Annotated in this window: 21 protein-coding genes; 13 read left to right on the top strand and 8 right to left on the bottom strand. The window is 34.7% G+C overall.

The annotated features are described in order from the left end of the window. Positions 1-4: 4 nt before the first annotated feature. On the bottom strand, positions 5-766 hold the full coding sequence (locus tag LV842_RS06130) for a DUF4271 domain-containing protein (protein WP_262909388.1): 762 nt from the start codon (positions 764-766) through the stop codon (positions 5-7). Between LV842_RS06130 and LV842_RS06135 the strand changes: the two genes are divergently transcribed. Genes LV842_RS06135 through LV842_RS06150 form a run of 4 tightly spaced genes read left to right on the top strand, consistent with a single transcriptional unit; the run spans position 750 to position 4,100 of the window. Further along, positions 750-1,466 (top strand): polyprenol monophosphomannose synthase, encoded by a 717-nt coding sequence (locus LV842_RS06135; RefSeq protein WP_233110572.1) that lies wholly within the window; start codon positions 750-752, stop codon positions 1,464-1,466. The genes LV842_RS06130 and LV842_RS06135 overlap by 17 nt on opposite strands. Then, on the top strand, positions 1,439-1,840 hold the full coding sequence (locus LV842_RS06140) for a DUF4296 domain-containing protein (protein ID WP_233110573.1): 402 nt from the start codon (positions 1,439-1,441) through the stop codon (positions 1,838-1,840). The genes LV842_RS06135 and LV842_RS06140 overlap by 28 nt, the downstream gene beginning before the upstream one ends. A 6-nt stretch (positions 1,841-1,846) precedes the next feature. Then, positions 1,847-2,980 (top strand): tRNA guanosine(34) transglycosylase Tgt, encoded by a 1,134-nt coding sequence (gene tgt / locus LV842_RS06145; protein ID WP_233110574.1) that lies wholly within the window; start codon positions 1,847-1,849, stop codon positions 2,978-2,980. A 7-nt stretch (positions 2,981-2,987) separates the two neighbouring features. Then, complete coding sequence (locus LV842_RS06150) at positions 2,988-4,100, top strand: LptF/LptG family permease (RefSeq protein WP_233110575.1); 1,113 nt, start codon at positions 2,988-2,990, stop codon at positions 4,098-4,100. Here the strand turns inward: LV842_RS06150 and LV842_RS06155 are convergent. Beyond that, positions 4,094-4,807: a biotin--[acetyl-CoA-carboxylase] ligase gene (locus tag LV842_RS06155; protein ID WP_233110576.1), complete on the bottom strand. Its 714-nt coding sequence runs from the start codon at positions 4,805-4,807 to the stop codon at positions 4,094-4,096. The two genes, LV842_RS06150 and LV842_RS06155, sit on opposite strands and share 7 nt — an antisense overlap. An 86-nt stretch (positions 4,808-4,893) precedes the next feature. On the opposite strand from LV842_RS06155, the gene rsfS reads away from it, so the two are divergent. From rsfS to LV842_RS06180, 5 genes are all read left to right on the top strand, one after another. Then, positions 4,894-5,262 (top strand): ribosome silencing factor, encoded by a 369-nt coding sequence (gene rsfS, locus LV842_RS06160; protein WP_233110577.1) that lies wholly within the window; start codon positions 4,894-4,896, stop codon positions 5,260-5,262. A gap of 16 nt (positions 5,263-5,278) precedes the next feature. Continuing rightward, positions 5,279-7,291 carry an ATP-dependent zinc metalloprotease FtsH gene (gene ftsH, locus LV842_RS06165; RefSeq protein ID WP_233110578.1) on the top strand — a complete coding sequence of 671 codons (2,013 nt, stop codon included), beginning with the start codon at positions 5,279-5,281 and terminating at the stop codon, positions 7,289-7,291. 136 nt (positions 7,292-7,427) lie between these two features. Next, positions 7,428-8,009, top strand: a complete 582-nt coding sequence (locus LV842_RS06170; RefSeq protein WP_233110579.1) for an LUD domain-containing protein — start codon at positions 7,428-7,430, stop codon at positions 8,007-8,009. A 25-nt stretch (positions 8,010-8,034) separates the two neighbouring features. Then, a complete protein-coding gene (locus tag LV842_RS06175; protein WP_233110580.1) occupies positions 8,035-8,907 on the top strand; it encodes a phosphatidate cytidylyltransferase in 873 nt (290 codons plus the stop codon). Between the two features lie 6 nt (positions 8,908-8,913). Next, on the top strand, positions 8,914-9,567 hold the full coding sequence (locus tag LV842_RS06180) for a phosphatidylserine decarboxylase family protein (protein ID WP_100377336.1): 654 nt from the start codon (positions 8,914-8,916) through the stop codon (positions 9,565-9,567). A 49-nt stretch (positions 9,568-9,616) separates the two neighbouring features. On the opposite strand, the gene LV842_RS06185 is transcribed toward LV842_RS06180, so the two are convergent. The 4 genes from LV842_RS06185 to LV842_RS06200 form a co-directional block, all read right to left on the bottom strand. Further along, positions 9,617-10,060, bottom strand: coding sequence for a DUF1801 domain-containing protein (locus LV842_RS06185; RefSeq protein WP_233110581.1), 444 nt, complete (start codon positions 10,058-10,060; stop codon positions 9,617-9,619). Positions 10,061-10,071: 11 nt separating this feature from the next. Continuing rightward, positions 10,072-11,910 carry an ABC transporter ATP-binding protein gene (locus LV842_RS06190; RefSeq protein WP_233110582.1) on the bottom strand — a complete coding sequence of 613 codons (1,839 nt, stop codon included), beginning with the start codon at positions 11,908-11,910 and terminating at the stop codon, positions 10,072-10,074. A gap of 53 nt (positions 11,911-11,963) precedes the next feature. Beyond that, positions 11,964-12,887, bottom strand: a complete 924-nt coding sequence (locus LV842_RS06195) for a M28 family peptidase (protein WP_233110583.1) — start codon at positions 12,885-12,887, stop codon at positions 11,964-11,966. A gap of 408 nt (positions 12,888-13,295) precedes the next feature. Next, positions 13,296-13,685 (bottom strand): DUF4293 family protein, encoded by a 390-nt coding sequence (locus tag LV842_RS06200; protein ID WP_233110584.1) that lies wholly within the window; start codon positions 13,683-13,685, stop codon positions 13,296-13,298. Positions 13,686-13,830: 145 nt separating this feature from the next. On the opposite strand from LV842_RS06200, the gene rho reads away from it, so the two are divergent. Next, positions 13,831-15,633, top strand: coding sequence for a transcription termination factor Rho (gene rho, locus LV842_RS06205; protein ID WP_233110585.1), 1,803 nt, complete (start codon positions 13,831-13,833; stop codon positions 15,631-15,633). Between the two features lie 49 nt (positions 15,634-15,682). Here the strand turns inward: rho and LV842_RS06210 are convergent, their stop codons facing one another. Then, a complete protein-coding gene (locus tag LV842_RS06210; protein ID WP_233110586.1) occupies positions 15,683-16,636 on the bottom strand; it encodes a hypothetical protein in 954 nt (317 codons plus the stop codon). A gap of 162 nt (positions 16,637-16,798) precedes the next feature. Here LV842_RS06210 and LV842_RS06215 point away from each other — a divergent pair, with 162 nt between their 5' ends. Next, positions 16,799-17,395 (top strand): superoxide dismutase, encoded by a 597-nt coding sequence (locus tag LV842_RS06215; protein WP_233110587.1) that lies wholly within the window; start codon positions 16,799-16,801, stop codon positions 17,393-17,395. A 53-nt stretch (positions 17,396-17,448) separates the two neighbouring features. Here the strand turns inward: LV842_RS06215 and LV842_RS06220 are convergent, their stop codons facing one another. Further along, positions 17,449-18,648 (bottom strand): endonuclease/exonuclease/phosphatase family protein, encoded by a 1,200-nt coding sequence (locus LV842_RS06220; RefSeq protein WP_233110588.1) that lies wholly within the window; start codon positions 18,646-18,648, stop codon positions 17,449-17,451. A 238-nt stretch (positions 18,649-18,886) separates the two neighbouring features. Between LV842_RS06220 and LV842_RS06225 the strand changes: the two genes are divergently transcribed. Beyond that, positions 18,887-21,634: a TonB-dependent receptor gene (locus tag LV842_RS06225; protein WP_233110589.1), complete on the top strand. Its 2,748-nt coding sequence runs from the start codon at positions 18,887-18,889 to the stop codon at positions 21,632-21,634. 10 nt (positions 21,635-21,644) lie between these two features. Next, the gene (locus LV842_RS06230; protein ID WP_233110590.1) at positions 21,645-23,777 is read left to right on the top strand and encodes a DUF5689 domain-containing protein; all 2,133 of its coding nucleotides are present in this window, start codon (positions 21,645-21,647) and stop codon (positions 23,775-23,777) included. The last annotated feature ends 2 nt before the right edge of the window (positions 23,778-23,779 follow it).

The raw sequence follows: 23,779 nt of genomic DNA on the forward strand, positions 1-23,779 counted from the left end.
TGTTTTATAAAAATAATAACTTCCAAAGCAATAATATTGGTGCGATTTGGAGGGTGCAAATATACAAAAATTTATAATACCATTTTTCCGGCAAGATGTTGTTTCTGTGAAATAAATAGAAAAAAATCTTGAAAATAAAGACAAAACAAAAGAAGTATAAATAGTATAAAAATATTTTATTTCTGTCTATTGGGAAATAATAGTGGGTAATGCAGAGAATTATCAGTAAAAATGAAACCACAAAGTAAAATTTTGTGGTGGTAAAATAAAAAATTGACCACTTTTTTCCATCTCCGATACTTTGATAAAATAAAAAGCCTAAAATAGATTTTACAGCATAAAAAAATATGATGGCAGTCAGTGTAAATCCAAATTTATTGAGTTGATACCCCAAGATCCGCAAATCTGCTACAAATTTTGGAACAGTAGGAATGTATTGAGATGCTAAAACGGATAATGTAAGTGCGGTTACACATGAAGTAATGATCCAGCTGGGCAAATTATTACTTGCATCAAAATATTTTTGAAGCAGAAAGTCTTTCAAATTGGCATCTCTTTCTATGATATTCATCATAAAAATGAACAAAAAGATGCAGCCCAGCAATATAAAGATTACCCAATCGTTGTTCTCAGGTATTCTCACATGGTTTATGAAATTTTGTGATAATGGCAATGGAATATTTTTTGCAAAATTATAGATTATTTTGTATAAAATAAAAAGGTTAAATAAACTATCTTTGCAAACTGAAATGAAAAAACTGGTCATAATTCCAACTTATAACGAAAAGGAAAATATTGAAAATATTATTTCCGCAGTTTTTGCATTGGAAGATGACTTTCATATTTTAGTTGTGGATGATTCATCTCCCGATGGAACGGCTGAAATTGTAAAAGAGTTGCAGAAGAAATTTCCGCACTATCTGCACTTATCAATCAGAAAAGTGAAAGATGGGTTAGGAAAAGCATACATTCACGGGTTTAAATGGGCAATCGAGAATAAATATGATTATATTTTCGAAATGGATGCCGATTTTTCTCACAATCCGAATGATTTACCAAAACTTTATGAAGCTTGTTTAAATGCAGACATGGCAATCGGTTCCCGATATTCAAAAGGAGTAAATGTGGTGAACTGGCCGATGGGAAGGGTGCTGCTTTCGTATTTTGCATCAAAATACGTAAGATTCGTATTGGGGCTTCCTATTCATGATACAACCGCTGGTTTTGTTTGTTTTTCAAGAAAAGTGCTGGAAGAAATAGGACTGGATAATGTAAAATTAAAAGGTTACGGATTTCAGATAGAAATGAAATTCAGAACATTTAAGAAAGGCTTTAAAATTGTAGAAGTTCCTATTATTTTCACCAACAGAATTTTAGGAGAGAGCAAAATGAATGGTGGAATTATTCACGAAGCTGTTTTTGGCGTTTTAAACTTAAAATGGAAATCAATCATCAACAGATTATGAGAAAACTGATCTTCATTTTTACTTTGTTAAGTATGTTTTCTTGTGGAGACTACATCGACAAGCCTAAAAATCTTATCCCAAAAGATCAGATGGCAGAGATTCTTGCGGATCTGGCGATTAATGATCAGGCAACTTATGTGTATCCGAACACAAATCTGGAAGCAGGGACAAGATATGTTCTTAAATCTCATAACGTGAAATCAGAAGATTTTGTCGAAAGTTTCAAGTATTATGTGGTGAAACAAAAGATGCAGGGAATTGCTGAAGATGCTCAGGGAATTTTATTAGAAAAAGATCCGAAAGCAGACAAATACATACAAGATAAATTGAAGAAAAACGGAATTCCTCAAAATATTCCGACTTTATCAAGATAATTAAAGATGCAAAAGTTTTTTAATATAGAAAAAACCTCTGAAGGGAAGGCGAGAGCGGGTGAAATTACCACAGATCACGGTAAGATTCAGACGCCTATTTTTATGCCTGTAGGAACTGTAGCAAGTGTAAAGACCGTTCATCAAAGAGAATTAAAAGAAGACATAAAAGCTCAGATTATTCTGGGTAACACCTATCACCTTTACCTTCGCCCGGGAATGGAGACGATGGAAGCAGCAGGAGGTTTACATAAATTTATGAATTGGGATCTTCCTATTTTGACAGATTCTGGAGGTTTTCAGGTGTTTTCATTGGCGAGCAGCAGAAAAATGTCAGAGGAGGGTGCAAGATTCAAATCTCATATCGACGGAAGTTATCATATGTTTTCTCCGGAAAAATCAATGGAAATCCAACGACAGATCGGAGCTGATATTTTCATGGCTTTTGACGAATGTGTAGCATATCCTTGTGAATATAACCAAGCAAAGACATCAATGGAACTTACTCACCGTTGGTTAAAAAGATGTATTGAATGGACTGAAAATAATCCTGAATTATATGGTCACAAGCAAAGACTTTTCCCAATTGTACAAGGTTCTACTTTTTCAGATTTAAGAAAGATTTCGGCAGAAGTAATTGCAGAAGCCGGAGCAGAAGGGAATGCAATCGGAGGACTTTCTGTAGGAGAACCTGAAGAAGAAATGTATAGAATTACCGATGAGGTTACTGATATTCTGCCAAAAGAAAAACCAAGATATCTGATGGGAGTAGGAACTCCATGGAATATTTTGGAGTCTATTGGGTTGGGAATTGATATGATGGATTGTGTAATGCCTACCAGAAATGCCAGAAATGCAATGCTTTTCACCTGGAAAGGAGTGATGAATATGAAAAACGAAAAGTGGAAAAAAGATTTTTCTCCTTTAGACGAGTTTGGAACAAGTTTCGTAGACAGAGAATATTCAAAGGCATATGTGAGACATTTATTTGTTTCTAAAGAATATTTAGCGAAACAAATCGCTTCAATTCATAACTTGGCATTTTATTTAGATTTGGTAAAAGTAGCAAGAGAACATATTATGGCAGGAGATTTTTATCAATGGAAAAATTCTGTAGTTCCTGTTCTTAGACAAAGATTATAAAGGAGGCATGGTTACAATTATAGATAAATATATCATCAAAAAATATCTTGGGACATTCAGTTTCATGCTGATATTGTTGTCTGTAGTTGTATTAGTGATCGATGTTCAGCAGAAGATTCCGAGAATACAGAGTGCAACAGAACTTGATCCTAAATTAAATCTTACCTACTTTTTGGTCCATTTCTATCCGTTTTGGATTGTCAATCTGGTAATGACCTTTTTGTCTATTCTGGTGTTTATCTCTGTGATTTATTTTACCTCAAGAATGGCGAACAATACGGAAATTGTTGCGGTGATTAGTAGTGGAGCAAGCTTTCATCGTTTTGCGAAACCTTATTTGCTGACTTCTGTTTTTATTGCCGGGATTTCCCTTGTGGTGAATCATTTCGTATTGCCTTGGGCAAATATTAAGAAAAACGAGCTCGAAGCATACACTTACAATGCCAGAAATAAAGAAAAATTACTGGGAACAGCTCCTGCTTCGGCTCAAATAAGCCGAACAGAATACATTTTTGTTAATTCCTGGAATAAAAGAGAGCAGAGAGGTTCAGGATTCATTTTTCAGAAGTTCGATAAGGACAGAAAAATGATTTATGAGCTAAAAGCCTCAGATGTGTATTGGGACAAAGATAAAAAGCAGTTTGTCCTGAATAATTATCTTGAAAAAAATGTAAATAGCGATAACACAGAAAAGCTTGGTAATGGAGTGGAACTCAGAAAAAGCTATGGACATAATCCGGAAGAGCTTTTTCCGAATGAACTTTTGGGGCAGAATAAAACCACTCCTGAACTGATGAAGTTTATCGATAGAGAAAAAGCAAAAGGAAACAGTAATTTAAATACCCATTTAAATGAGCTGTATCAAAGAACTTCAATGCCCGTCTCTATTATCATTCTTACGTTTTTGGCGCTTTCATTATCTTCCCAGAAAAAGAGGGGAGGATTAGGGATTAACCTTGCTGTAGGGATTTCTTTAGCCTTTGTTTTTGTTTTCTCCTTTGAAGCTTTAAAAGTCGTTTCTGAAAATAAAAGTATGTCACCGGCTTTGGCAATGTGGTTCCCCAATATGGTCTTCTTTCCTCTTGCAGCCTATTTGTATTTGAAAAGAGCCAATCAGTAAAGAAGTTTTATTTCTTTATGATAAAAAGATCGTAAACCCTCTTCCAGCTCAATCCACAGTTCTCCTTTTTCGTCGGCACGTCTTATGATGCCATTTTGTCTCTTTTTGTCGAGTTCAAAAACAGAAATTTCGTCTTTTCTGAATAAATGAGCATTAAAAGAATCCATAATTTCCTGTTCGGAAGGGATGTTTTGAAGCTTTTCAACCAGAAAGTCATGCAGATTTAAAACAAGCTCATTAAGATCAAAATGCTTTCCTGTTTGTGTTAAAAGAGATCCTGCATTAGATATTTCATCAAATTTTTCCTGTAAAATGTTGAAGCCGGCTCCAATGATGAAATAATTATTTTGATTAATTTTTTTCTTTTCGATTAAAATTCCAACGATTTTTTTATTTTTAAGGATAATATCGTTTGGCCATTTTATTTTTACTCCGTTTTCAGTCAAATTGGCAAGGAAGTCCCGTATGATAATTGCGGTATAATAATTGAACATAAAATCTGAAACCAAAATGTTTTGAGTTTTTACCGCTAATGTATACGCTAAATTTTTTCCTACAGTTGCTGCCCATGTATTTCCGTACTGTCCGCGACCCTGGGTTTGGTGGAAAGTATGCAACGAAATAAAATCTGAATCATCATAAAGTAAAAACTTTGATATTTCGTCATTAGTAGAAGAGCATTCCTTTAGGTAGAATAGTTGGCTCATTTAAGAAAACTTTAAGACATTAAGGGGTTAAAAGTAAGGCTAAAGTAAAAGAAAAACAATAAATTTGCAGATTATAGTATTTTTTAATGAATAAAACAGCAGAAAAACAGGCGCTAATAGATAAAATTGTAGAGGCTATTCAAGATGTAAAAGGTGAAGACATTATGATTTTCGATCTTTCAAACATTGAAAACTCTGTAGCAGAAACTTTTATAATTTGTAGCGGAAATTCAAACACACAAGTATCTGCGTTAGCAGGAAGTGTTGAGAAAAAAGTAAGAAACGATCTTAAAGACAGACCTTGGCATGTAGAAGGGACAGAAAATTCTATGTGGGTTTTGGTAGACTATGTAACGGTAGTCGTTCATATTTTCCAAAAAGAAGTTCGTGAATATTACGATATCGAGGAACTTTGGGGAGATGCCAAAATCACAAAAGTTGAGAATGAATTTTAAATTTTAAAAAGTATAAATGAACAATAAGGGATTTAACTGGTTTTTTCCAATAATAATCATTGCTCTTTTGTTATTTGTTGGCTCCAATTTCCTAGGAGGCGACGGTGCAAAATCTATTGATGAAGATGGCTTCTTCAGAGAAATGCAGGCGGGAAAAGTTCAGAACATTATAATTTATAAAGATACTGAGAAAGCGGATGTATTCCTTACTAAAGCTGCAAAATCGGCATCAGTGGATAAGGCAAAACAAAACGATCCTCTTGCTGCATTTTCAGTGTCTCCAAAAGCAGATTTTACTGTTAAATATGGAGATCTTCAGCTTTTTCTTCAAAAGTTTGATAAAGTAAAAGCGACGAGTCCGGCTATAGCAACTACAAAAGATTATGGCACCGGAAAAAATCCTATGATGGAGATTCTTATTCAGGCATTAATCTGGATTACTATTTTAGGAATATTTTATTTCTTTCTTTTCAGAAAAATGGGAAGCGGAGGCGGACCTGGCGGACAAATTTTCTCTATCGGGAAATCTAAAGCTAAGCTTTTTGACGAAAAAGAAAGAATTCAGGTAACATTCAAAGATGTTGCTGGTTTGGAAGGAGCTAAAGAAGAGGTTCAGGAAGTGGTAGATTTCTTGAAAAACTCAGAAAAGTATACAAAACTTGGAGGTAAGATTCCTAAAGGTGTTCTTTTGGTAGGACCTCCGGGAACAGGTAAAACGTTATTGGCGAAAGCGGTGGCGGGTGAAGCTAAAGTTCCTTTCTTCTCACTTTCAGGTTCAGATTTCGTAGAAATGTTCGTTGGAGTAGGAGCTTCAAGAGTAAGAGACCTTTTTGCTCAGGCTAAAGCTAAATCTCCTGCCATTATCTTTATTGATGAGATTGATGCAATCGGACGTGCAAGAGGAAAAAACAATTTCTCTGGCGGAAACGACGAAAGAGAAAATACATTGAACCAGTTGTTAACTGAAATGGATGGTTTCGGAACAGATACGAACGTAATTGTAATGGCAGCAACCAACAGAGCGGATATCCTGGATAAAGCTTTGATGAGAGCCGGACGTTTTGACCGTTCAATCTATGTGGACCTTCCGGAATTGCATGAAAGAAGACAAATTTTTGATGTTCACTTAAAGAAAATCAAACTTGATGATAATGTCGACAGAGAGTTTTTGGCAAAACAAACTCCCGGATTCAGTGGTGCTGATATTGCAAATGTTTGTAATGAAGCAGCGTTAATCGCAGCAAGAAACAATCATACTTCGGTAACGAAACAGGATTTCCTTGATGCAGTAGACAGAATCATTGGTGGTCTTGAAAAGAAAAATAAAGCCATCAAACCTTCTGAAAAGAGAAGAGTGGCTTATCATGAAGCGGGGCACGCTACAATTTCTTGGTTGGTAGAGCATGCTTCTCCACTATTGAAAGTAACAATTGTTCCGAGAGGACGTTCTTTAGGAGCAGCTTGGTATTTGCCGGAAGAAAGACAGTTGACAACGACTGAACAAATGTTGGACGAAATGTGTGCAACATTAGGAGGTAGAGCTGCAGAACAGGTGATTTTTGACAATATTTCTACCGGTGCGCTCTCTGATTTGGAAAGTGTAACGAAAAGAGCTCAGGCAATGGTTACGATCTACGGTTTGAGCCCAAATATTGGTAATATTTCTTACTATGACAGTTCAGGTCAGTCGGAATATTCTTTCGGGAAGCCTTATTCTGAAGAAACCGCTAAAAAAATCGATATTGAAATCAAAGCAATCATTGAAGATCAATACGACAGAGCGATTAGAATTTTGACTGAGAACAAGGATAAATTGGATGCTTTGGCAAACAAACTATTAGAAAAAGAAGTCATCTTCCGTGAAGATTTGGAAGAAGTATTCGGAAAAAGAGCTTGGGATCCGGAATTAACGGAAAAACCTGTAACGAATACCATTCCTGACGGGAAGGACAATGCGGAAGAAATAACAATTAAAGACAAAGAAGAGGAAAGCGAAATTCAGGCTCCTGAAAGTTCTTCTCAACTATAAAATCTTTAGAAATAAATAATTCTACAACCTGACAATTCTAAAATTGTCAGGTTTTTTCATATTTATACCTATATTTTTGGAATCTATTCTGATTTATTTTCTATTTTTGTATAAAGTTGACTAAAAATAGATTAAGTTGAATTTATTCAAGAAGATTGTAAGCAAACTTACCAACCAGCCTGAAGAAGAGGATACACAGAGCCTGGAGAAGCTTGGGGATTCGTTGAAAAATGCGGATCTTGATTATAAGTTTGCCCAATTGTTTACGCATTCGGGAGGGTTCTTTAATTACTGTGCAGATGAAGGAGAAGCGTTACAGACTTTAAATCAAATTGTTAAAATAGAAGGAGTTAATAACGTGTTCTGTTGGGACAAAGAACTCCAGAACTTTTTAAATGTTGTGAGAGTTCCTTATACCTCAGAGTTGGAACATAGCAACGATTCTGCTTTTATTACCTGCGAATATCTTATTGCTTATGATGGCAGAATAATGCTGTCTCATAATAATATTCTTCACTACCATTCTTCGAGGCTGCCAAGCAAAATTATTATCATCGCCAACGTTTCACAGATTGTGAATAATCTTAATGATGCGATGGGAAAAATAAAGAGGAATGGAAATATCAAAAATCTTACTTCAATCAGTGGAAACCAGTCAAAATTAGATACTGTTTCTAATTCAAATACGAAGTTGTTTTTATTGCTGCTTGAAGATTAAGCATCAACTTTCTAAATTTTAAATTTTGGACAAAAACCTTATTCAACGAACCCTTTCCGGAATTGTATATGTTGCAATTATTGTTTTATGTGTTACTCCGTTAGGTGCACAACTAATTAATTCTATTTCTCCGGATTTGGTTAAACAACAATATCTTTATTACGGACTGATTACATTTTTAATGCTTGTAGGCACTTGGGAATGTGTGAAAATTGTACAGTTTGGTGATGGATATGAAAAATGGGTGGTGCTGCCGCTTATTGCTTTTATATTTTATCTGTTTTCTAAACGATACTTTAATTACGGTTTCTTTTTTGATTTCAGACTGAGCGAAATATTGGCAATTGTCTTAATTCTAATAGCAGTGGTTACGTTGTTTAAATATTCCAGCGAATTATACTATGACAGCGGAAAACTGATTTTTACGGTGATTTATGTTGCTCTTCCGTTCTCCTTTGCGTTGGGACTTCCGAAATTTACCTCTTACGACGATACGTTTTCCTTAGAAGTATTATTCCTGTTTATTTTAATATGGAGCAGTGATACTTTTGCCTACTTAACGGGTAAATTTTTCGGAAAACATAAAATGGCTCCTAAAATCTCTCCTAAAAAAACCTGGGAAGGATATTTTGGTGGGGTCGTGTTAACGTTGGTGCTGTCTTATTTTATAGAACATCATCATTCAGACCTTAGAGGAAACTGGATGGTTGTTGGTTTTTTGGTGGCTGCATTTGCTCCTTTGGGAGATTTGGTGGAAAGTCAGCTGAAAAGAAATTTCGGAGTAAAAGACAGTGGAAACATCATTCCGGGACATGGTGGAGTATTAGATCGACTGGATAGTTTTTTAATCTGCGTTCCTGTCGTATATTTGTACTTTATTTTAGCAAAATTTATTTAAAATCTCATGAAATTACACAAAGAGTCGAAAGGAACAATTACAGTAGCTACCATATTGTTCGTCATCTTAGGCGTATTAGCTATTTACTTCCTTAAAATTTGGTCGTTACTCATTATTCTACCTTTGTTGGTAATATATAGTTTGGTATTTTGGTTTTTCCGAGTTCCGGATCGTAACATTTTAGATCACAGAGAAAATGTGATAGCACCGGTTGACGGAAAGGTTGTGATGATCAAAGAAGTGGATGAGGATGAATTTATTAAAGGTAAAGCCATTCAGGTTTCTATCTTTATGTCGCCTTTAAACGTTCATATTTGTAGATATCCGGTATCAGGAAATGTGATTTACAAAAAATACCATCCTGGAAAATATTTGGTGGCTTGGCACGAGAAATCTTCTACTGAGAATGAAAGAACAACAGTTGCTGTAGAAACTTTAACCAACCATAAAGTGGTTTTCAGACAGATTGCCGGATATGTTGCTAGACGAATTGTTTTCTATTGTAATGAAGGCGATGCTGCAAAAGCGGGACACGAGTTCGGATTTATCAAGTTCGGTTCAAGAATGGATGTTTTCTTGCCTTTGGATACTGAAATCATCTGTAAGATTGGTGATATTACCAAAGGAGGTTTGGATGTCATCGCAAAATTGAAAGATTAAGATTAATCTCAAAATATTTTTAAAAGACTGTTTCGAAAGGAGCGGTCTTTTATTTTATATAGCATTTAACCTCGTTAATCAGCTTTAAAATAAAATCGACAGGTAAATCCTCTTCCATGTCAATTAAAAGGATTTTAAACTTCTTTCTGCCTTCCTGTAAAAGCAATGGATGATCTAGTCTGTCTCCGTGGTAGAAACTTATATAATGTTTTTGATGCTTTTTGCTAAAGTAAAAATAGCACAGCATTTTCTTTTTGAATTTGAAAAAAGGCAATCCGAAACTTAATGTTTCAGTGATATGTTCAGGATCAGACTCCAGAATTTTTTTGCGCAAAAAAAGAAGAGTACTTCTTTCAGGCTCATCGATTCTGTAGAAGTACTCTTGTATAGGATTCATTTTAAATCTTGTTTTACTTGGTTGGAAGATGGATGCTTGAAGCAGGAAGATTAATATGATATTAACAAACTCCCAGCTTCCCTCTTCGGGCTTCAAGTCTTTGCATTTTAATCAAAGTTTTGAAGCTCAACCAGTTTGTGATAAACTCCTCTTTTGGCAATAAGGTCGTGGTGAGTTCCCTGTTCCATAATGTCGCCTTTTTCCATAACAACAATCCAGTCTGCTTTCTGAATCGTTGAAAGACGGTGAGCAATTACCAAAGAGGTTCTGTTTTCCATCATTTTTTCTAAGGCATCCTGAACAAATCTTTCAGACTCTGTATCCAATGCAGAAGTTGCCTCATCCAAAATCATAATCGGCGGGTTTTTCAATACCGCTCTTGCAATAGAAACCCTTTGTTTTTGACCTCCAGAAAGTTTCCCTCCATCATCTCCGATATTGGAATCATATCCATCAGGAAGATTAGTGATGAACGAGTCTGCATTAGCGATTTTTGCGGCTGCAATCACTTCTTCTCTTGTTGCATCGGGTTTCCCCATCAAGATATTGTTATAAACAGAATCATTGAACAAAACGGATTCCTGTGTTACCATTCCTAATAACTTACGGTATTCTTTTAATTTTAAATGTTTGATATTGGTTCCGTCGATTAAGATTTCTCCTTCAGAAACATCATAAAATCTGGCTAAAAGGTTCGCAATGGTTGTTTTTCCACTACCACTTTGTCCGACAAGTGCAACTGTCTTTCCTTTTGGAATGCTTAGTGAGAAATTTTTAAGAATTGTATGGTCTTTATCGTAGTAAAAACCAATATTATTAAACTCAATGGCACTGTTTAATGTAGAAATTGAAACAGGATCTGCTACCTCGTCAATTTTTACATCCGCATCAAGGATTTCTAATACTCTTTCAAGAGAAGCTTCTCCTTTCTGAACATTGGAAATAGACTGAGATAAACTTTTAACTGGCGGCAGGATCTGGAAGAAAATTCCTAGGAAAACAAGGAAATCTGCAGGAGAAATACTTTGTTCTACAATGATTTGTTTTCCACCATACCAAGCGATAATTAAGAACGTAACCGAACCTAGAAATTCGCTCATTGGCGATGCTAGTTCTTTTTTTCTTCCTAATCTTATTGAACTGTTGATCCATCTTTGCATAGACTGCATGAATCGGTTATCCATTATTTTTTCTGCGCTGAAAATCTTAATCACTTTTGTAGACTTCAATGTTTCATCTACAATAGAAAAAATGGTTCCCATTTCGTTTTGAGCCTCATGAGAATCTTTCTTTAGGCTTTTTCCTATCAATGCAATCATAGTTCCCATTACAGGCAATACCAACAGTGAAAAAAGAGTCATTTCTGTGCTCAGGAAGAACAGCGTTACCAATGTACTGATCAACATAAAAGGAGCATTGATCAATTCAACCAAACTTCCCAAAATATTTCCTTCTACTTCACCTACGTCATTTGACATACGGGACATCAAATCTCCCTTTCTGCTTTCTGTAAAAAAAGAAACCGGTAAAGAAAGGATCTTTCTGTACATTGCTCCACGAAGGTCTTTGGTAACTCCTACACGATAATTAATCAATAAAAATGATCCCAAATATCTGAAAAGGTTTCTCAGTAAAAACATAAAAGCAGTGATGATACACAGCCAAGCCAATACTTTAAGCGCTCCATAGTCTGTAACCAAACTCTGAACATAATAGTTGGCATACTCTTTTGCATAAGAGAAAAAGTCTAAAATTTCTCCTGAGTAAATAGGAGGGTGGCTGTATTTTTTAGCCTCAATAGTTCCGAAAAGCATTCCCAAAACCGGCAAAATTGTTCCCAAAGAAGCAATTTGAAACACAGAATACATAAGATTGAAAAACAAACTTCCATAAATGTATTTCTGATGCGGTCTTGCGAATTTTAAAATTTTTTTATACTTGTTCATTCACTGAAAAAATTGGATAGCAAAATTACGTAAAATTAAAAGATAAGACGTTTCTAATTCAATTTTACTTTGTCGTTATATTTTGGATTAAAATTTTTCGGATTGATTTTCTTTAAAGTCTTGCCGAAGTTGTTGATAATTTGTGTCATATTATCAAAATCCACTATATGTAGATCGTCACTTTCATCATGATAATGAGTAGCTTTCGTCATATCGGCTGTTGAAAAAGAATGGGCAATAATTTTCTTCTTTACAAAATTTACATTGTCTGATCTGTAGAATAATTGCTCTGAAGCATAAGGATCTGGATTGATCTTTAAGCCATTCACCGCATTTTTATTGAAAAGTTCATCAAGGTCAGAAAAATCGTCACCTGTCATGAACAAAGCGTTTTTTCCAAACTGAGATTCTGTTGCCACCATTTCAAAGTTGAAAAGTGCAGTCATGTTGTTGTAAATCTTATCTAATGCTTTGTCTTCAGAGATGGCTCTGGAACCAAGCATTCCTTTTTCTTCTCCGTTAAACGCCATAAAAACCATAGAGAATTCAGGTTTTTCATTTTTGAAGTAATCTGAAATTCCTACCAATGTGGTAATTCCGCTTGCGTCGTCATCGGCTCCGTTATAAATGTTATCACTGCTTTTTTTGCTGGTTCCGATATGGTCAAAGTGCCCGGAAAACCCAAGGTATTTATCCGTTTTTCCTTTTTTTACACCACAAACATTATATACAGTTTTTCCTTTGTAATTAAATGGAACCAAATAAGAATTTCCGGTACAGTATTCCAGATTGTTTTCTTTGAAAAGTTGGGCAATATAATTGGCTGCATTCTCATTTTCCTGAGTTCCGATTTCACGGCCTTTCATTTCATCTGATGCCAATGTTGCTAAAACAGTATTGATTCTTTCTTTAGAAACTTCCTGAGCAAAAGAAAATATAGAGAAAAGTGAAAAAGTAAGATAAGTTAGTTTTTTCATTATATAGATTTATAGATAATCTGTCGCAGGTTTTGTGAAAATGTTGCATTTAAATTTTATTTTCCTCAGATCACGCAGGTTTTACAAATGTTTCTATTATAATTTTTGAAGTAAAAAAGGCGTAATTATTTGTGAAATCGTTTTATTAAAGAATTAATTTAAACGCAAAGGTTTTTTTAAACTATTGATTTTAGATAGCAAAAGCAAATAAATTTGCTACGCGAAGCTGAAATATTAGCTTCTTCAAATCAATTTGTTGATTCATCTTTGCTCCTTGAAAAAATATTTTATAATTAATCTTTGCGTTAGAAAATCATAGATTATCAACTTCTGAAGTTTTGTTGAGATTAAGAATAAAAAAAACAGCTCCTAAATAGAAGCTGTTCCACTCAAAAAATCGTTGTAAGGTTATCGAAGTCTGTCTACAGATTTTACGAGCCTCTCATCTTTTTTGATATACATGTTTGCAATAAACAAACAGATAATCGCAATCAATGAAAAAATTGGCTCAATACCCTTCTCAGGAAACTGAATTCCTCCGGATAATTTTAGTAACCAGTACATCAATATACCAATCAACAAAGCGTTTATAATAATGCTGATCGTATTCAGCAAAATTTGTCTTTTTCTGTTTTTAAAGCTGAATACACTCAGCAATCCAATCAAAACAAGCACAACACAGGCAATATTCAGTACAGGAAAACTACCAAAAATGATAACATCTTGTCCTGTAACGAACAGAAACACAGCAGCTAAAACTGCTAAAAAACTCCATATAGTCTGTATTCTTTGTAGCATTGAATATTAAATTCTAGGCAAAAATAACATAAATTTTGCACAATTCAAAAATAAGTGTAGATTTGCATTATACGAATGTACTTGAAAACAACAGTCACCGGACTTACTTTTCTTACTCACAATTAATTACATTTTTACATTAAATATGTTTAACATAGAAACGTTAAGGTCAAAATCCGTAACGGACTTGACTAAAATCCTAAAAGATTTGGGCGTTAAAGTTGCAAGAAACAGCAATGAGAATGATAAAATCTTTGCGATTCTTGACTTTCAAGCTTCTAACCCTAAAGTTGCTAAAGATTATTTCAACGCCACAGAAAGCAGTATGAATACTGAAGAAACCCCCGCAGAGAAAGTTGTTAAAGCACCTGCGAAGAAAGCAGCTCCTAAAAAGGCCGCACCAAAACCTAAAGCGGAATCAACACCACAGACTGAAGAAAAGGTAGAAGAAACTAAAACTGCTTCAGAACAGCCGGTACAGCCAGAGGAGATAAAAGCAGAAACCAATATTGAAGATACTTCTAACACTTCTGCAGCCAAGAAAAAAAGAAAAAGACTTCCTTCTGCAAATACAAATACCCCTGAAAATACTCAGGAAAAACCAGAAGCTCCTAAAAATACAGAACCTCAAGAATCTGTTTCAACAGAAGAAAAGCCTAATATTCCTCAACATCAGGCTAGACCTCAAAAAGGTCAGAATCATCCGCAAAACAGCGGAAACCAACATAAAAACCAACAACATAACCAACATCAGCATCAAAATCAGAACAAGCAGCAACAGCAACATTCTGAAAGAAATGAAGAGCATCATGAGTCGAAGAAAGAATTCAGCTTTGACGGAATGGTAAGCATTGAAGGTGTTTTGGAAATATTGCCGGATAACTACGGATTTTTACGTTCTTCAGATTTTAGTTATATCTCTTCTCCGGATGATGTGTATGTTTCTACTGCACAAATCAGAAACTTTGGATTAAAAACCGGAGATACTGTAAAAGGTATTGTAAGATTACCAAAAGAAGGAGAGAAATATTTTTCTTTATTAAGACCTACTGAAGTTAATGGACGCGATTTAGCTTTTATTAAAGATCGTGTTGCTTTTGAATATTTAACGCCGCTTTTCCCTGAAGAAAAATTCAATTTGGCAGGAAATCATTCAACGATTTCTACAAGAATTGTTGATTTATTTGCGCCTATCGGAAAAGGACAAAGAGCAATGATTGTTGCCCAGCCAAAAACGGGTAAAACGATGTTGCTGAAAGATATTGCAAATTCTATCGCGGCCAATCACCCGGAAGTGTATATGATGGTCTTATTGATCGATGAACGTCCGGAAGAGGTTACCGATATGGAAAGAAGTGTAAATGCAGAAGTTATTGCCTCTACATTTGACGAAGCTGCAGATAAACACGTGAAAGTTGCTAATCTTGTTCTTGCAAAAGCACAAAGAATGGTAGAATGTGGTCACGATGTTGTTATTTTATTAGACTCAATCACCAGATTGGCAAGAGCTTATAATACTGTGACTCCTGCTTCGGGTAAAGTTCTTTCCGGTGGTGTTGATGCAAATGCTCTTCACAAGCCGAAAAGATTCTTTGGTGCAGCAAGAAAGATCGAAGGAGGTGGTTCTTTAACGATTATTGCAACGGCACTTATTGATACAGGTTCTAAAATGGATGAAGTAATCTTTGAAGAGTTCAAAGGAACCGGTAACATGGAACTTCAATTGGATAGAAAAATTGCCAACAGAAGAATTTATCCTGCAATCGATTTAGTAGCATCCAGTACTCGTAGAGATGATCTTCTTTTGGATGAAGTAACATCCCAGAGAATGTGGATTTTCAGAAAATATCTTTCGGAAATGAATCCTGTGGAAGCTATGGAATTTGTTAATAAAAACATCCGAGGAACTTTGAATAATGAAGAGTTCCTGATGTCTATGAATAAATAAATTTAATATTGTTAATAGAAAAAAGCACGAATAGAAATGTTCGTGCTTTTTATTTTTTATTAGAATTCAGAATTCCGGTTTCTAAAATAAGCTCGTTACTTCTTGTGTTAAAATTATCCCTTGAAAGTATTGGGAATGTTTTCTTTACATCTTCCTGTTCAGAATGCACCGTATTGTTATGAAGTGTTTTTACTTTTTCAAAATAGACGGGTTTTCCGTTGATTAAAATGTTTTTCTGAATAATTTTAATGTAAGGAATATCTTTGTAATAAATGTAATCCGAATCCCCTCCAAATCTTGGTTTTTTAGCAAAATCAATTAAATATCTGTACTGTTCTAAAAATGATACGATATTTTTATTCAGACTAATTTTCTTTCCCGGAAATGCAAGAGAGCCTATCGTTGTTATTTTATGAGACTTTAAATCTTCGACGGTCATTGTTAGCCATGTATGCTCATGTTTTCCCCAACCGAAATACGTTTTATCGGGATCAATATTGGAAACAGATTGACCAGGAATGTAACCATCCTTCTTAATGGTTATTCTGTAATTTCCTTTATTCCAGGCGACAGGATTTCTTACGCTAATGAAATCTCCTTCAGTGTCGGAACTTATATAATATCCATTTGTTTTTAAAGCATTTTTATTTCTTTCATTCCATCTCGAAAAGATTCCATTAAATGGAATGTAGTTTTCCTGCTGAGAGGTTTTAGAATCAATCCCGTCTCCTTTTGACTGTAATCCGGAGTAAATGGGGATGCCGTTAAATTCAAGATTCAAAGGTGCAATGTAGAAATAATAATTTTTAGGAATCTGGTTTTTTATTTCTATCTCTATTGAAATTGATCGGAAATCTTCTATGTCATCTTTCAATTGATAAAAAGTGTTGGTATAATGCAGGGGAGGTAAGATTATACTATCTGAAGGTTTAGACTGCGCTTGAAAAATTCCGCAACCACCTATCAAAAGTATTGTGAAAATATAAAGTATTTTGGTGTCCATAATTGCAAATTTAAAGATGTTTTTCTCGCCATACTATTTTGTCAAAAATTAATTCATTCTAAATCAATATATCAATGTTAAAGATTTATTAAAGTAATCTTCATTTTTTGAATATGGGCTAATTTATAGCTAACTTTGGGTTATAACATTAAAAATAAAATTATGTCATTTGAATTACCACAACTAGGATATGCTTACGATGCGTTAGAGCCAACTATTGATGCAAGAACGATGGAGATCCACCACACTAAACATCACCAAGCATATATTGACAACTTAAATAATGCAATCAAAGGAACTGATTTAGAAGGAAAAACTATAGAAGAAATCTGCCAGACAGGTACTGATAAGCCAGCAGTAAGAAACAATGGAGGAGGTCACTTTAACCACTCTTTATTTTGGGAAATCTTAACTCCTGGAGGAAGCAACGAGCCTGTAGGAAATGTAAAAGCTGCTATCGAAGCTTACGGAGGTCTTGAAAAATTCAAAACTGATTTTTCTGATGCTGCTAAAACAAGATTTGGTTCAGGGTGGGCTTGGTTGGTGAAAAATGCAGACGGTTCTGTTTCTGTATCTTCTACTCCAAACCAAGATAATCCATTAATGCCTGTTGCAGATGTAAAAGGAACTCCTGTTTTAGGTCTTGACGTTTGGGAACATGCTTATTACCTAAACTACCAAAACAGAAGACCTGACTATGTAGCAGCGTTTTTCTCTGTGGTAAATTGGGATAAAGTAGAGGAATTATTTAATAAATAATTTTCAATTTACAATAAAAAAAGAGGCTGTCTCACTTTTGAGACAGCCTCTTTTTATTTCTTAATATATTCTTTCTGAACGATTGATACAGCTGGGAAGTGATCACTGTATCCACCGGTAAACCTATCGCCGTCCCAAGAACGCAACGGGTAGCCTTTCCATTGTCCTTCTTTATTGACTAAATAAGAAGGAGCGTAAATTTCCGCTTTATATATAGAATAAGTTGGTGTTATTTTTTCTGTGGAATATAAATTCTTAGAAACAATAATCTGGTCAAATAAGTTAGGAGCATCTCTGTAAGCGAGAGAAGCTACTCCGGCTTTATATAATTTATACATTAAATTATAATATGGATATTTGTCTGAAAGTTCGCTTGGATCTCCTACTGCATTGAGGTATTTTTTTAAACTCGGGCTTACAGGATCATCGTTATAATCTCCCATTGAGAATAATTTTATTCCCGGGTTTTCAGAAGTTACTTTATCCATTTCACTTTTTAAAACACTAGCGGCAGCATTTCTTTTAGCTTGGGAAATTGCTTCACCGCCCCTTCTTGATGGCCAGTGATTCATGAAAATACCTACTTTTTCACCGTCTAATAATCCTATAGCAACCACAATGTCTCTGGTGTATTCTCTTTTCCCGTCTTCATCAAAAATTTTAATTTCTTTTTTGTAAGAATTAAGTACTGAAAATCTTCCTTTTTGATAAATAATAGCGACATCAATCCCTCTGGAATCATAAGAATTGTAATGTACAATCCCATAATTACTTTTCGCTAAAGCAGGTTGTTTTATTAAATCTTCAATTACCTGTCTGTTCTCTACTTCAATAAGTCCACAGATAGCAGGATTGTCGTTTGTATATTGTCTTCCTAATTCAGAAATTACTTTTGCTTCGTTAGCCAATTTTTGATTGTAAAACTTTGTTCCCCATCTTTTAGGACTGTTGGCTGTAAAATCATCTGCTAAAATTTGCTTGCGAATTACCTTTTTGCCAATCAAAAGATCATCACTCCATTCTCCTTTATAGTCTTCGGTAGTTTCTAATGATTTTAAAGAATCTAATGGAACACTTCTATGGAATGCAGGGTTTGAAATAGCCAGCGTTCCGTTGATATAATCAGCAGAAGGAATCGTGTCCCAAAGGTTTTCAACATTTAAAAATCCAACAGCGGCTCTTTTTACCTGTTTTTGCTGAGAAAACGTAAATCCGAAACAAAAAACGGCAGTAACGATTAAATATTTTTTCATATTCTTAGTATTTTCAAAAAAATGAGAGGGTAAAATTACTAATTTTATGTAAGAATAAAGATTAAAAAAAATTAATACCTGTTTTTTTGTATTTAATTATGAAAAGGTGATATTTTTAGGATAATAATCGTAGGTTAAGAAAAATTAATAGAATAAATTATTAAAAATGTTTGAGTTGATGAAAATAGTTCTAAATTTGTTGCCCCTTAATTAAAGAAGGAGTTAAAAAAGTTTATATATGATTAAAAAACTATCCCTAATCTCTTTGTTTACGTTAATGCCTGCATCTTATTACTTTGCGCAAACCACTGTTTTTGCATATGTTAAGGATCAGGAAGGTAAACCTGTGGAGAGAGCAGAAGTAGATCTTGCACAATCTGTAAATGATGTCACTGCAGATAAAATTGGCTACTTCCAGTTTGTAGATCTAAAACCGGGTCATTATCTTATTACAGTTACAAAACCCAACTTTGAATCTAAAATTTTAGAGTTCGATGTAACTGCTGATGAGAAAAGAAAAAACCTGGGTGTAATTACGCTTGGTAACAGTGTAGGATCGGATGCAGGTGTTGTTGTGATTGATGATTCTGCAAATGATACTGAAGATGGAGGTTCTGCAATGCAGCCTACAGTAGGACTTTTAAGTTCAGGAAGAGATGCATTCCAAAATGTTTCGGCTTTTGAATTAGGAGCATACTGGTTCAGACCAAGAGGGGTAGATAATAGATTTGAGGATGTGGTTTTCAACGGGGTTTCAATGTCTAAAAATGACGACGGAAGAATTGACTTCAGCAATTGGGGCGGTTTGAATGATGTTACAAGATATCCTTTTGAAAATGTAGATAATATTACACCTTCAGAATATACTTTTGGTAATTTGGGAGGTGTTGTTTATTATAACACAAGAGCTTCCAGCTATAGAAAGCAGACTTCATTAGCGTATTCATTTACAAACAGAAGTTATCTGCACAGAGCAATGGCAACGTATTCTACAGGTTTGTCTAAAAAAGGATGGGCGTTTACGTTTTCAGGAAGCAGAAGATGGGGAGACAGAGCCATTATAGATGGTGTTTACCAGGATGCTTATGCTTATTTCGGATCTATTGAGAAGCAATTCAGCGATAGACACTCGATTAACTTTACAGGTTTTGGTTCTCCTACTTATAGAGCTTCCAATTCTCCAAACACTCAGGAGGTTTACGATATTATGGGTAAAAATTACAACTCATATTGGGGATGGCAAGATGGAGAAAAAAGAAATTCAAGAATCAGAAAGGTTTTTGAACCTATGTTTATGTTGACTGATTATTTAAAAATCGGAAAAAACTCCAATTTAACGAATACTGTTTCCTATCAGATCGGAAGTGATGCAAGAAGCAGATTAGACTGGTTCCATGCAGAAGATCCTAATCCTACTTACTACAGAAACTTGCCAAGCTATGGTGGTTATACTGCAGATGAGTTTAGAGCACAGTCTCAAATAGATTGGAATAGCTTATACAATGCAAACCGTCTTAATCTTCAGAATATGGATGCTACTAAACGAGGAGCTGTTTATACTGTAGTAGAAGATGTAAATAAAGATAAAACTTTCAACTTTGCTTCTCACTTTGATACAAGATTGAAAGACAACTGGAAATTGAACATTAATTTCAATTATCAGAATTTAAAATCTGATAATTTTAGAAGAATCAAAGATTTATTAGGTGCTAATTATGCATACAATTTGAATGCTTTCAATAATGATGCAAAATACAATGCGGATGATGCAAATTATGAAGTAAGAGTAGGAGACAGAACTCAATATTCATATGAGCTGACTAGAAATCAATATGCTTTAAATGTTTCCTCTGAAGTTGATTTCAACAAATGGAACTTTGTAGCCTCTATTTTCTCTTCATATTCTGAAGCATATAGAGATGGACACTACAGAAGTGGTTTGGTAAGATTTAAAGATAATTCTAAAGGAAAAAGTGCTGTTTATGATGCTTTAGATGCAGGTATTAAAGGTAAGATTACTTATAAAATCAATGGTAAAAACTTTATTGTATATAATGGAGCATTTTTCAGTTTAGCACCAACTCTAAACGAAATTTTCATCAACCCAAGAATGGCTGATAATGTAACGCCGGGAGTTAAAAATCAAATGATTAATTCAAACGATTTGAGCTATATCATGAGAGGACAGATTCTAAAATTAAGATTATCAGGATATTATACGACTATTAATAATGCTACAGAAATTTCAAGATATTATGCCGATGTAGATGTTCCAGGTTCTACAGCTTCACTGAGTACTTTGGTAAACGAAGCAATGAGCGGTGTTAATAAAAGATATGTTGGTGCAGAGCTTGGTTTCGATGTGAAAATTACGCCTACCATCAATGCAACCGGAGTTGCGAGTGTAGGAGAATATAAATATACCAATAATCCTGAGGTATCTACTTTTGATGATATTAACGGATTTAGAACTTCACAAGATACTTGGGGTAAAGCCAACATTAAAAACTATAAAGTAGCAGGGACACCACAAAAAGCATTCTCTTTTGGACTAAAATACAATTCTCCTAAATATTGGTGGATTGGTGCTTCTGCTAATTATTTGATGGATCAGTATTTAGATTTATCAGCATTAAATAAAACTCCTTATATGTACACGGATCCAGGAACAAACGATCCTTACCCGGGAGTTACTCCAGAATTGATTGAACTGATTACAAAACAAAAGAAATTCGACGACCAGTTTATGTTGAATGCTAATGCAGGAAAATCTTTCGTTTTCGGAAAATACAGAATGGGTATCAGTGTTTCGGTAAACAATATTCTGAACAACAGAAACTATGTAACAGGAGGGTTTGAACAAGGAAGAAATGTAAACTTTACTGATGCTTTAGAAGATGCTCAAAGAGCAACTCCTTATTTCGGACCAAAACTTTGGTATGACAAAGGAATTACTTTCTTTACTAACGTATATCTAAGATTCTAAAAAAACTATTATGAAACAATATAATTCAATTTTAAAATATATTTTCATTGTTGTTGCTTCACTATTTGTGATAGGTTGTGTACATGATGATAAATATGATGAGCCAACTCTGGATGATTTTCAGTGTAGAACAGCTGATTATTATACTACAGGAGCAGGAAAGGGGTTGACGAAGTGGACTTTAACGACTTTGAAAACTAAAGCTCAAAACGCAGCGATTGTAGATAAAGCCTATATCGAAGGATATGTGTCTTCATCTGATGAAACAGGAAATATCTATAAAACAATCTACATCCAGGATTCACCTACAAACCCTACAGAAGGTTTAACGGTAAGTGTTGATGCGGTAAGTACATATACCAAATTTCCACAAGGTTCTAAAGTGTATATTGACTTGGAAGGTCTTGCACTTACGACGTATGGAGGAGTGATACAATTAGGAATGATTACTCCTGCCGGAACCAGAATCCCGGAAAAAGAAGTGAGTAAACATGTTTTCAGAGATTGTAACGTTAGAGAAAACATTACACCTAAAGTGTTAACGCTCTCTCAATTTGCTGCAAGCACTAACCTTATTGGATGTTTAGTACAAATTAACGATGTGGAATTTGATTCAAGAGCATTGTGTTCAACATATGCGCCAACCGGAACTACTGTAGATAAAACAATTGGTGAAGGATGGGATGCTACGAACAAAAAATATCTGAGAACAGCAGTGGTAAGAAACAGTGGTTATGCATCGTTTGCAAATCAACTTGTTCCTGCAGGAAAAGGAAAATTTGTAGGGATTTTCAGCAAGTATAACTCTACTTACCAAATGTATATCAACAGAACTACAGATTTGGATATGGAAGGAGATAAAAATGGAGACGGTGTAGATGAGCATTTCCCTCGTTTAGATGGTATTGCAGCTAATCCATGTGGATTTAACCCTGCTACTCTTACTGCTAAAACTGTTGCAGATGTAAAACAATTCGCAGCAGGTACAACAAACTGGGTTCAGATTACAGGAGACTTTTATCTTAAAGCTCAGGTAGTGGCAAACGATGAAACAGGAAATCTTTACAAGTATATTTATGTAGAAGATGCTACAGGAGGAATCAGAGTTAATATTAACAAAACAGACTTATACCTTGAAAGCCGTTTCAAATTAGGAAAAGATGTAAACATTAAGCTTAAAAACCTGTATGTAAGAAGCGTAAACGGAGAAATCCAACTTGGAGATTTATTTAATAATAATACTCAGTTCGGACAGATTGAAGAAGCTAATATGTACAAATATTTCTTCGACAGCAATCTGCCGTCAAGAGCTGTAGTACCGACTGAAAGAACGATTTCTCAGCTTACAACCGCAGATGTTGGAAGATGGATCAAAATCAAAGATGTTCAGTTCATTAATTCAGACTTAGGTAAAACACTAACGGATGGAACTGCTACAACCAACAGAACATTAGAAGATTGTTCAGGAAAGACAATTCTTTTAAGAACAAGTGGCTTGGCTGTATTTGGAGATAAAAAACCTGCAACTGTTGAGTTGGAAGGAGGAAAAGGAGATGCTTATGCTATTTTAAGTGTATTTAACGGAACTTATCAGTTATGGATCACAAAACTTGCTAATATTGACTTTGATAATACTCCAAGATGTGACGGAAGCGTTTATACTCCGATACCTGTAATTTTCAGCGATGACTTTTCAAGCGGATTTGTAAACTGGACAGCAGTAAATGTTGCGGGAGCTCAAGTTTGGGGAACTTCTAATCAAGGAAATGGATCAAATTATTACGCTGTGGTAAATGGTGTTTTAAATAATGTAAATGAAGATTGGTTGGTTTCAAAAGAAGTAAGTTTGGTAGGAAAAACACAAGCTATTTTAAACTTTACGACTGACGTAAGATACTCAGGAAGTGCTTTACAGGTATATGCAACAGACAATTATACAGGAACACCTTCTACAACGACTTGGACTCAGCTATCACCGACTTTAGATACGAATTCAGCAGCGTTTGGAGATTGGGTAGGTTCCGGAAATGTAAGTTTAAATGCTTTCTTAGGTAAAAATGTAAGAATTGCTTTTAAATACACTTCTACGGCTTCTGCAGCAGCAACTTGGGAAGTAGATGATTTCAAGATTAAAGCTCAATAAAA

This window comes from Chryseobacterium gwangjuense (assembly GCF_021311115.1).
GTDB classification, from domain to species: domain Bacteria; phylum Bacteroidota; class Bacteroidia; order Flavobacteriales; family Weeksellaceae; genus Chryseobacterium; species Chryseobacterium gwangjuense.

What these genes read in the sequence shown, in the direction of transcription:
- LV842_RS06135 (WP_233110572.1), top strand. Translation starts at nt 750, where the DNA reads ATGAAAAAACTGGTCATAATTCCAACTTATAACGAAAAGGAAAATATT.
- LV842_RS06130 (WP_262909388.1), bottom strand. Translation starts at nt 766, where the DNA reads ATGACCAGTTTTTTCATTTCAGTTTGCAAAGATAGTTTATTTAACCTT.
- LV842_RS06140 (WP_233110573.1), top strand. Translation starts at nt 1,439, where the DNA reads ATGGAAATCAATCATCAACAGATTATGAGAAAACTGATCTTCATTTTT.
- tgt (WP_233110574.1), top strand. Translation starts at nt 1,847, where the DNA reads ATGCAAAAGTTTTTTAATATAGAAAAAACCTCTGAAGGGAAGGCGAGA.
- LV842_RS06150 (WP_233110575.1), top strand. Translation starts at nt 2,988, where the DNA reads ATGGTTACAATTATAGATAAATATATCATCAAAAAATATCTTGGGACA.
- LV842_RS06155 (WP_233110576.1), bottom strand. Translation starts at nt 4,807, where the DNA reads ATGAGCCAACTATTCTACCTAAAGGAATGCTCTTCTACTAATGACGAA.
- rsfS (WP_233110577.1), top strand. Translation starts at nt 4,894, where the DNA reads ATGAATAAAACAGCAGAAAAACAGGCGCTAATAGATAAAATTGTAGAG.
- ftsH (WP_233110578.1), top strand. Translation starts at nt 5,279, where the DNA reads ATGAACAATAAGGGATTTAACTGGTTTTTTCCAATAATAATCATTGCT.
- LV842_RS06180 (WP_100377336.1), top strand. Translation starts at nt 8,914, where the DNA reads ATGAAATTACACAAAGAGTCGAAAGGAACAATTACAGTAGCTACCATA.
- LV842_RS06190 (WP_233110582.1), bottom strand. Translation starts at nt 11,910, where the DNA reads ATGAACAAGTATAAAAAAATTTTAAAATTCGCAAGACCGCATCAGAAA.
- LV842_RS06195 (WP_233110583.1), bottom strand. Translation starts at nt 12,887, where the DNA reads ATGAAAAAACTAACTTATCTTACTTTTTCACTTTTCTCTATATTTTCT.
- LV842_RS06200 (WP_233110584.1), bottom strand. Translation starts at nt 13,685, where the DNA reads ATGCTACAAAGAATACAGACTATATGGAGTTTTTTAGCAGTTTTAGCT.
- rho (WP_233110585.1), top strand. Translation starts at nt 13,831, where the DNA reads ATGTTTAACATAGAAACGTTAAGGTCAAAATCCGTAACGGACTTGACT.
- LV842_RS06210 (WP_233110586.1), bottom strand. Translation starts at nt 16,636, where the DNA reads ATGGACACCAAAATACTTTATATTTTCACAATACTTTTGATAGGTGGT.
- LV842_RS06215 (WP_233110587.1), top strand. Translation starts at nt 16,799, where the DNA reads ATGTCATTTGAATTACCACAACTAGGATATGCTTACGATGCGTTAGAG.
- LV842_RS06220 (WP_233110588.1), bottom strand. Translation starts at nt 18,648, where the DNA reads ATGAAAAAATATTTAATCGTTACTGCCGTTTTTTGTTTCGGATTTACG.
- LV842_RS06225 (WP_233110589.1), top strand. Translation starts at nt 18,887, where the DNA reads ATGATTAAAAAACTATCCCTAATCTCTTTGTTTACGTTAATGCCTGCA.
- LV842_RS06230 (WP_233110590.1), top strand. Translation starts at nt 21,645, where the DNA reads ATGAAACAATATAATTCAATTTTAAAATATATTTTCATTGTTGTTGCT.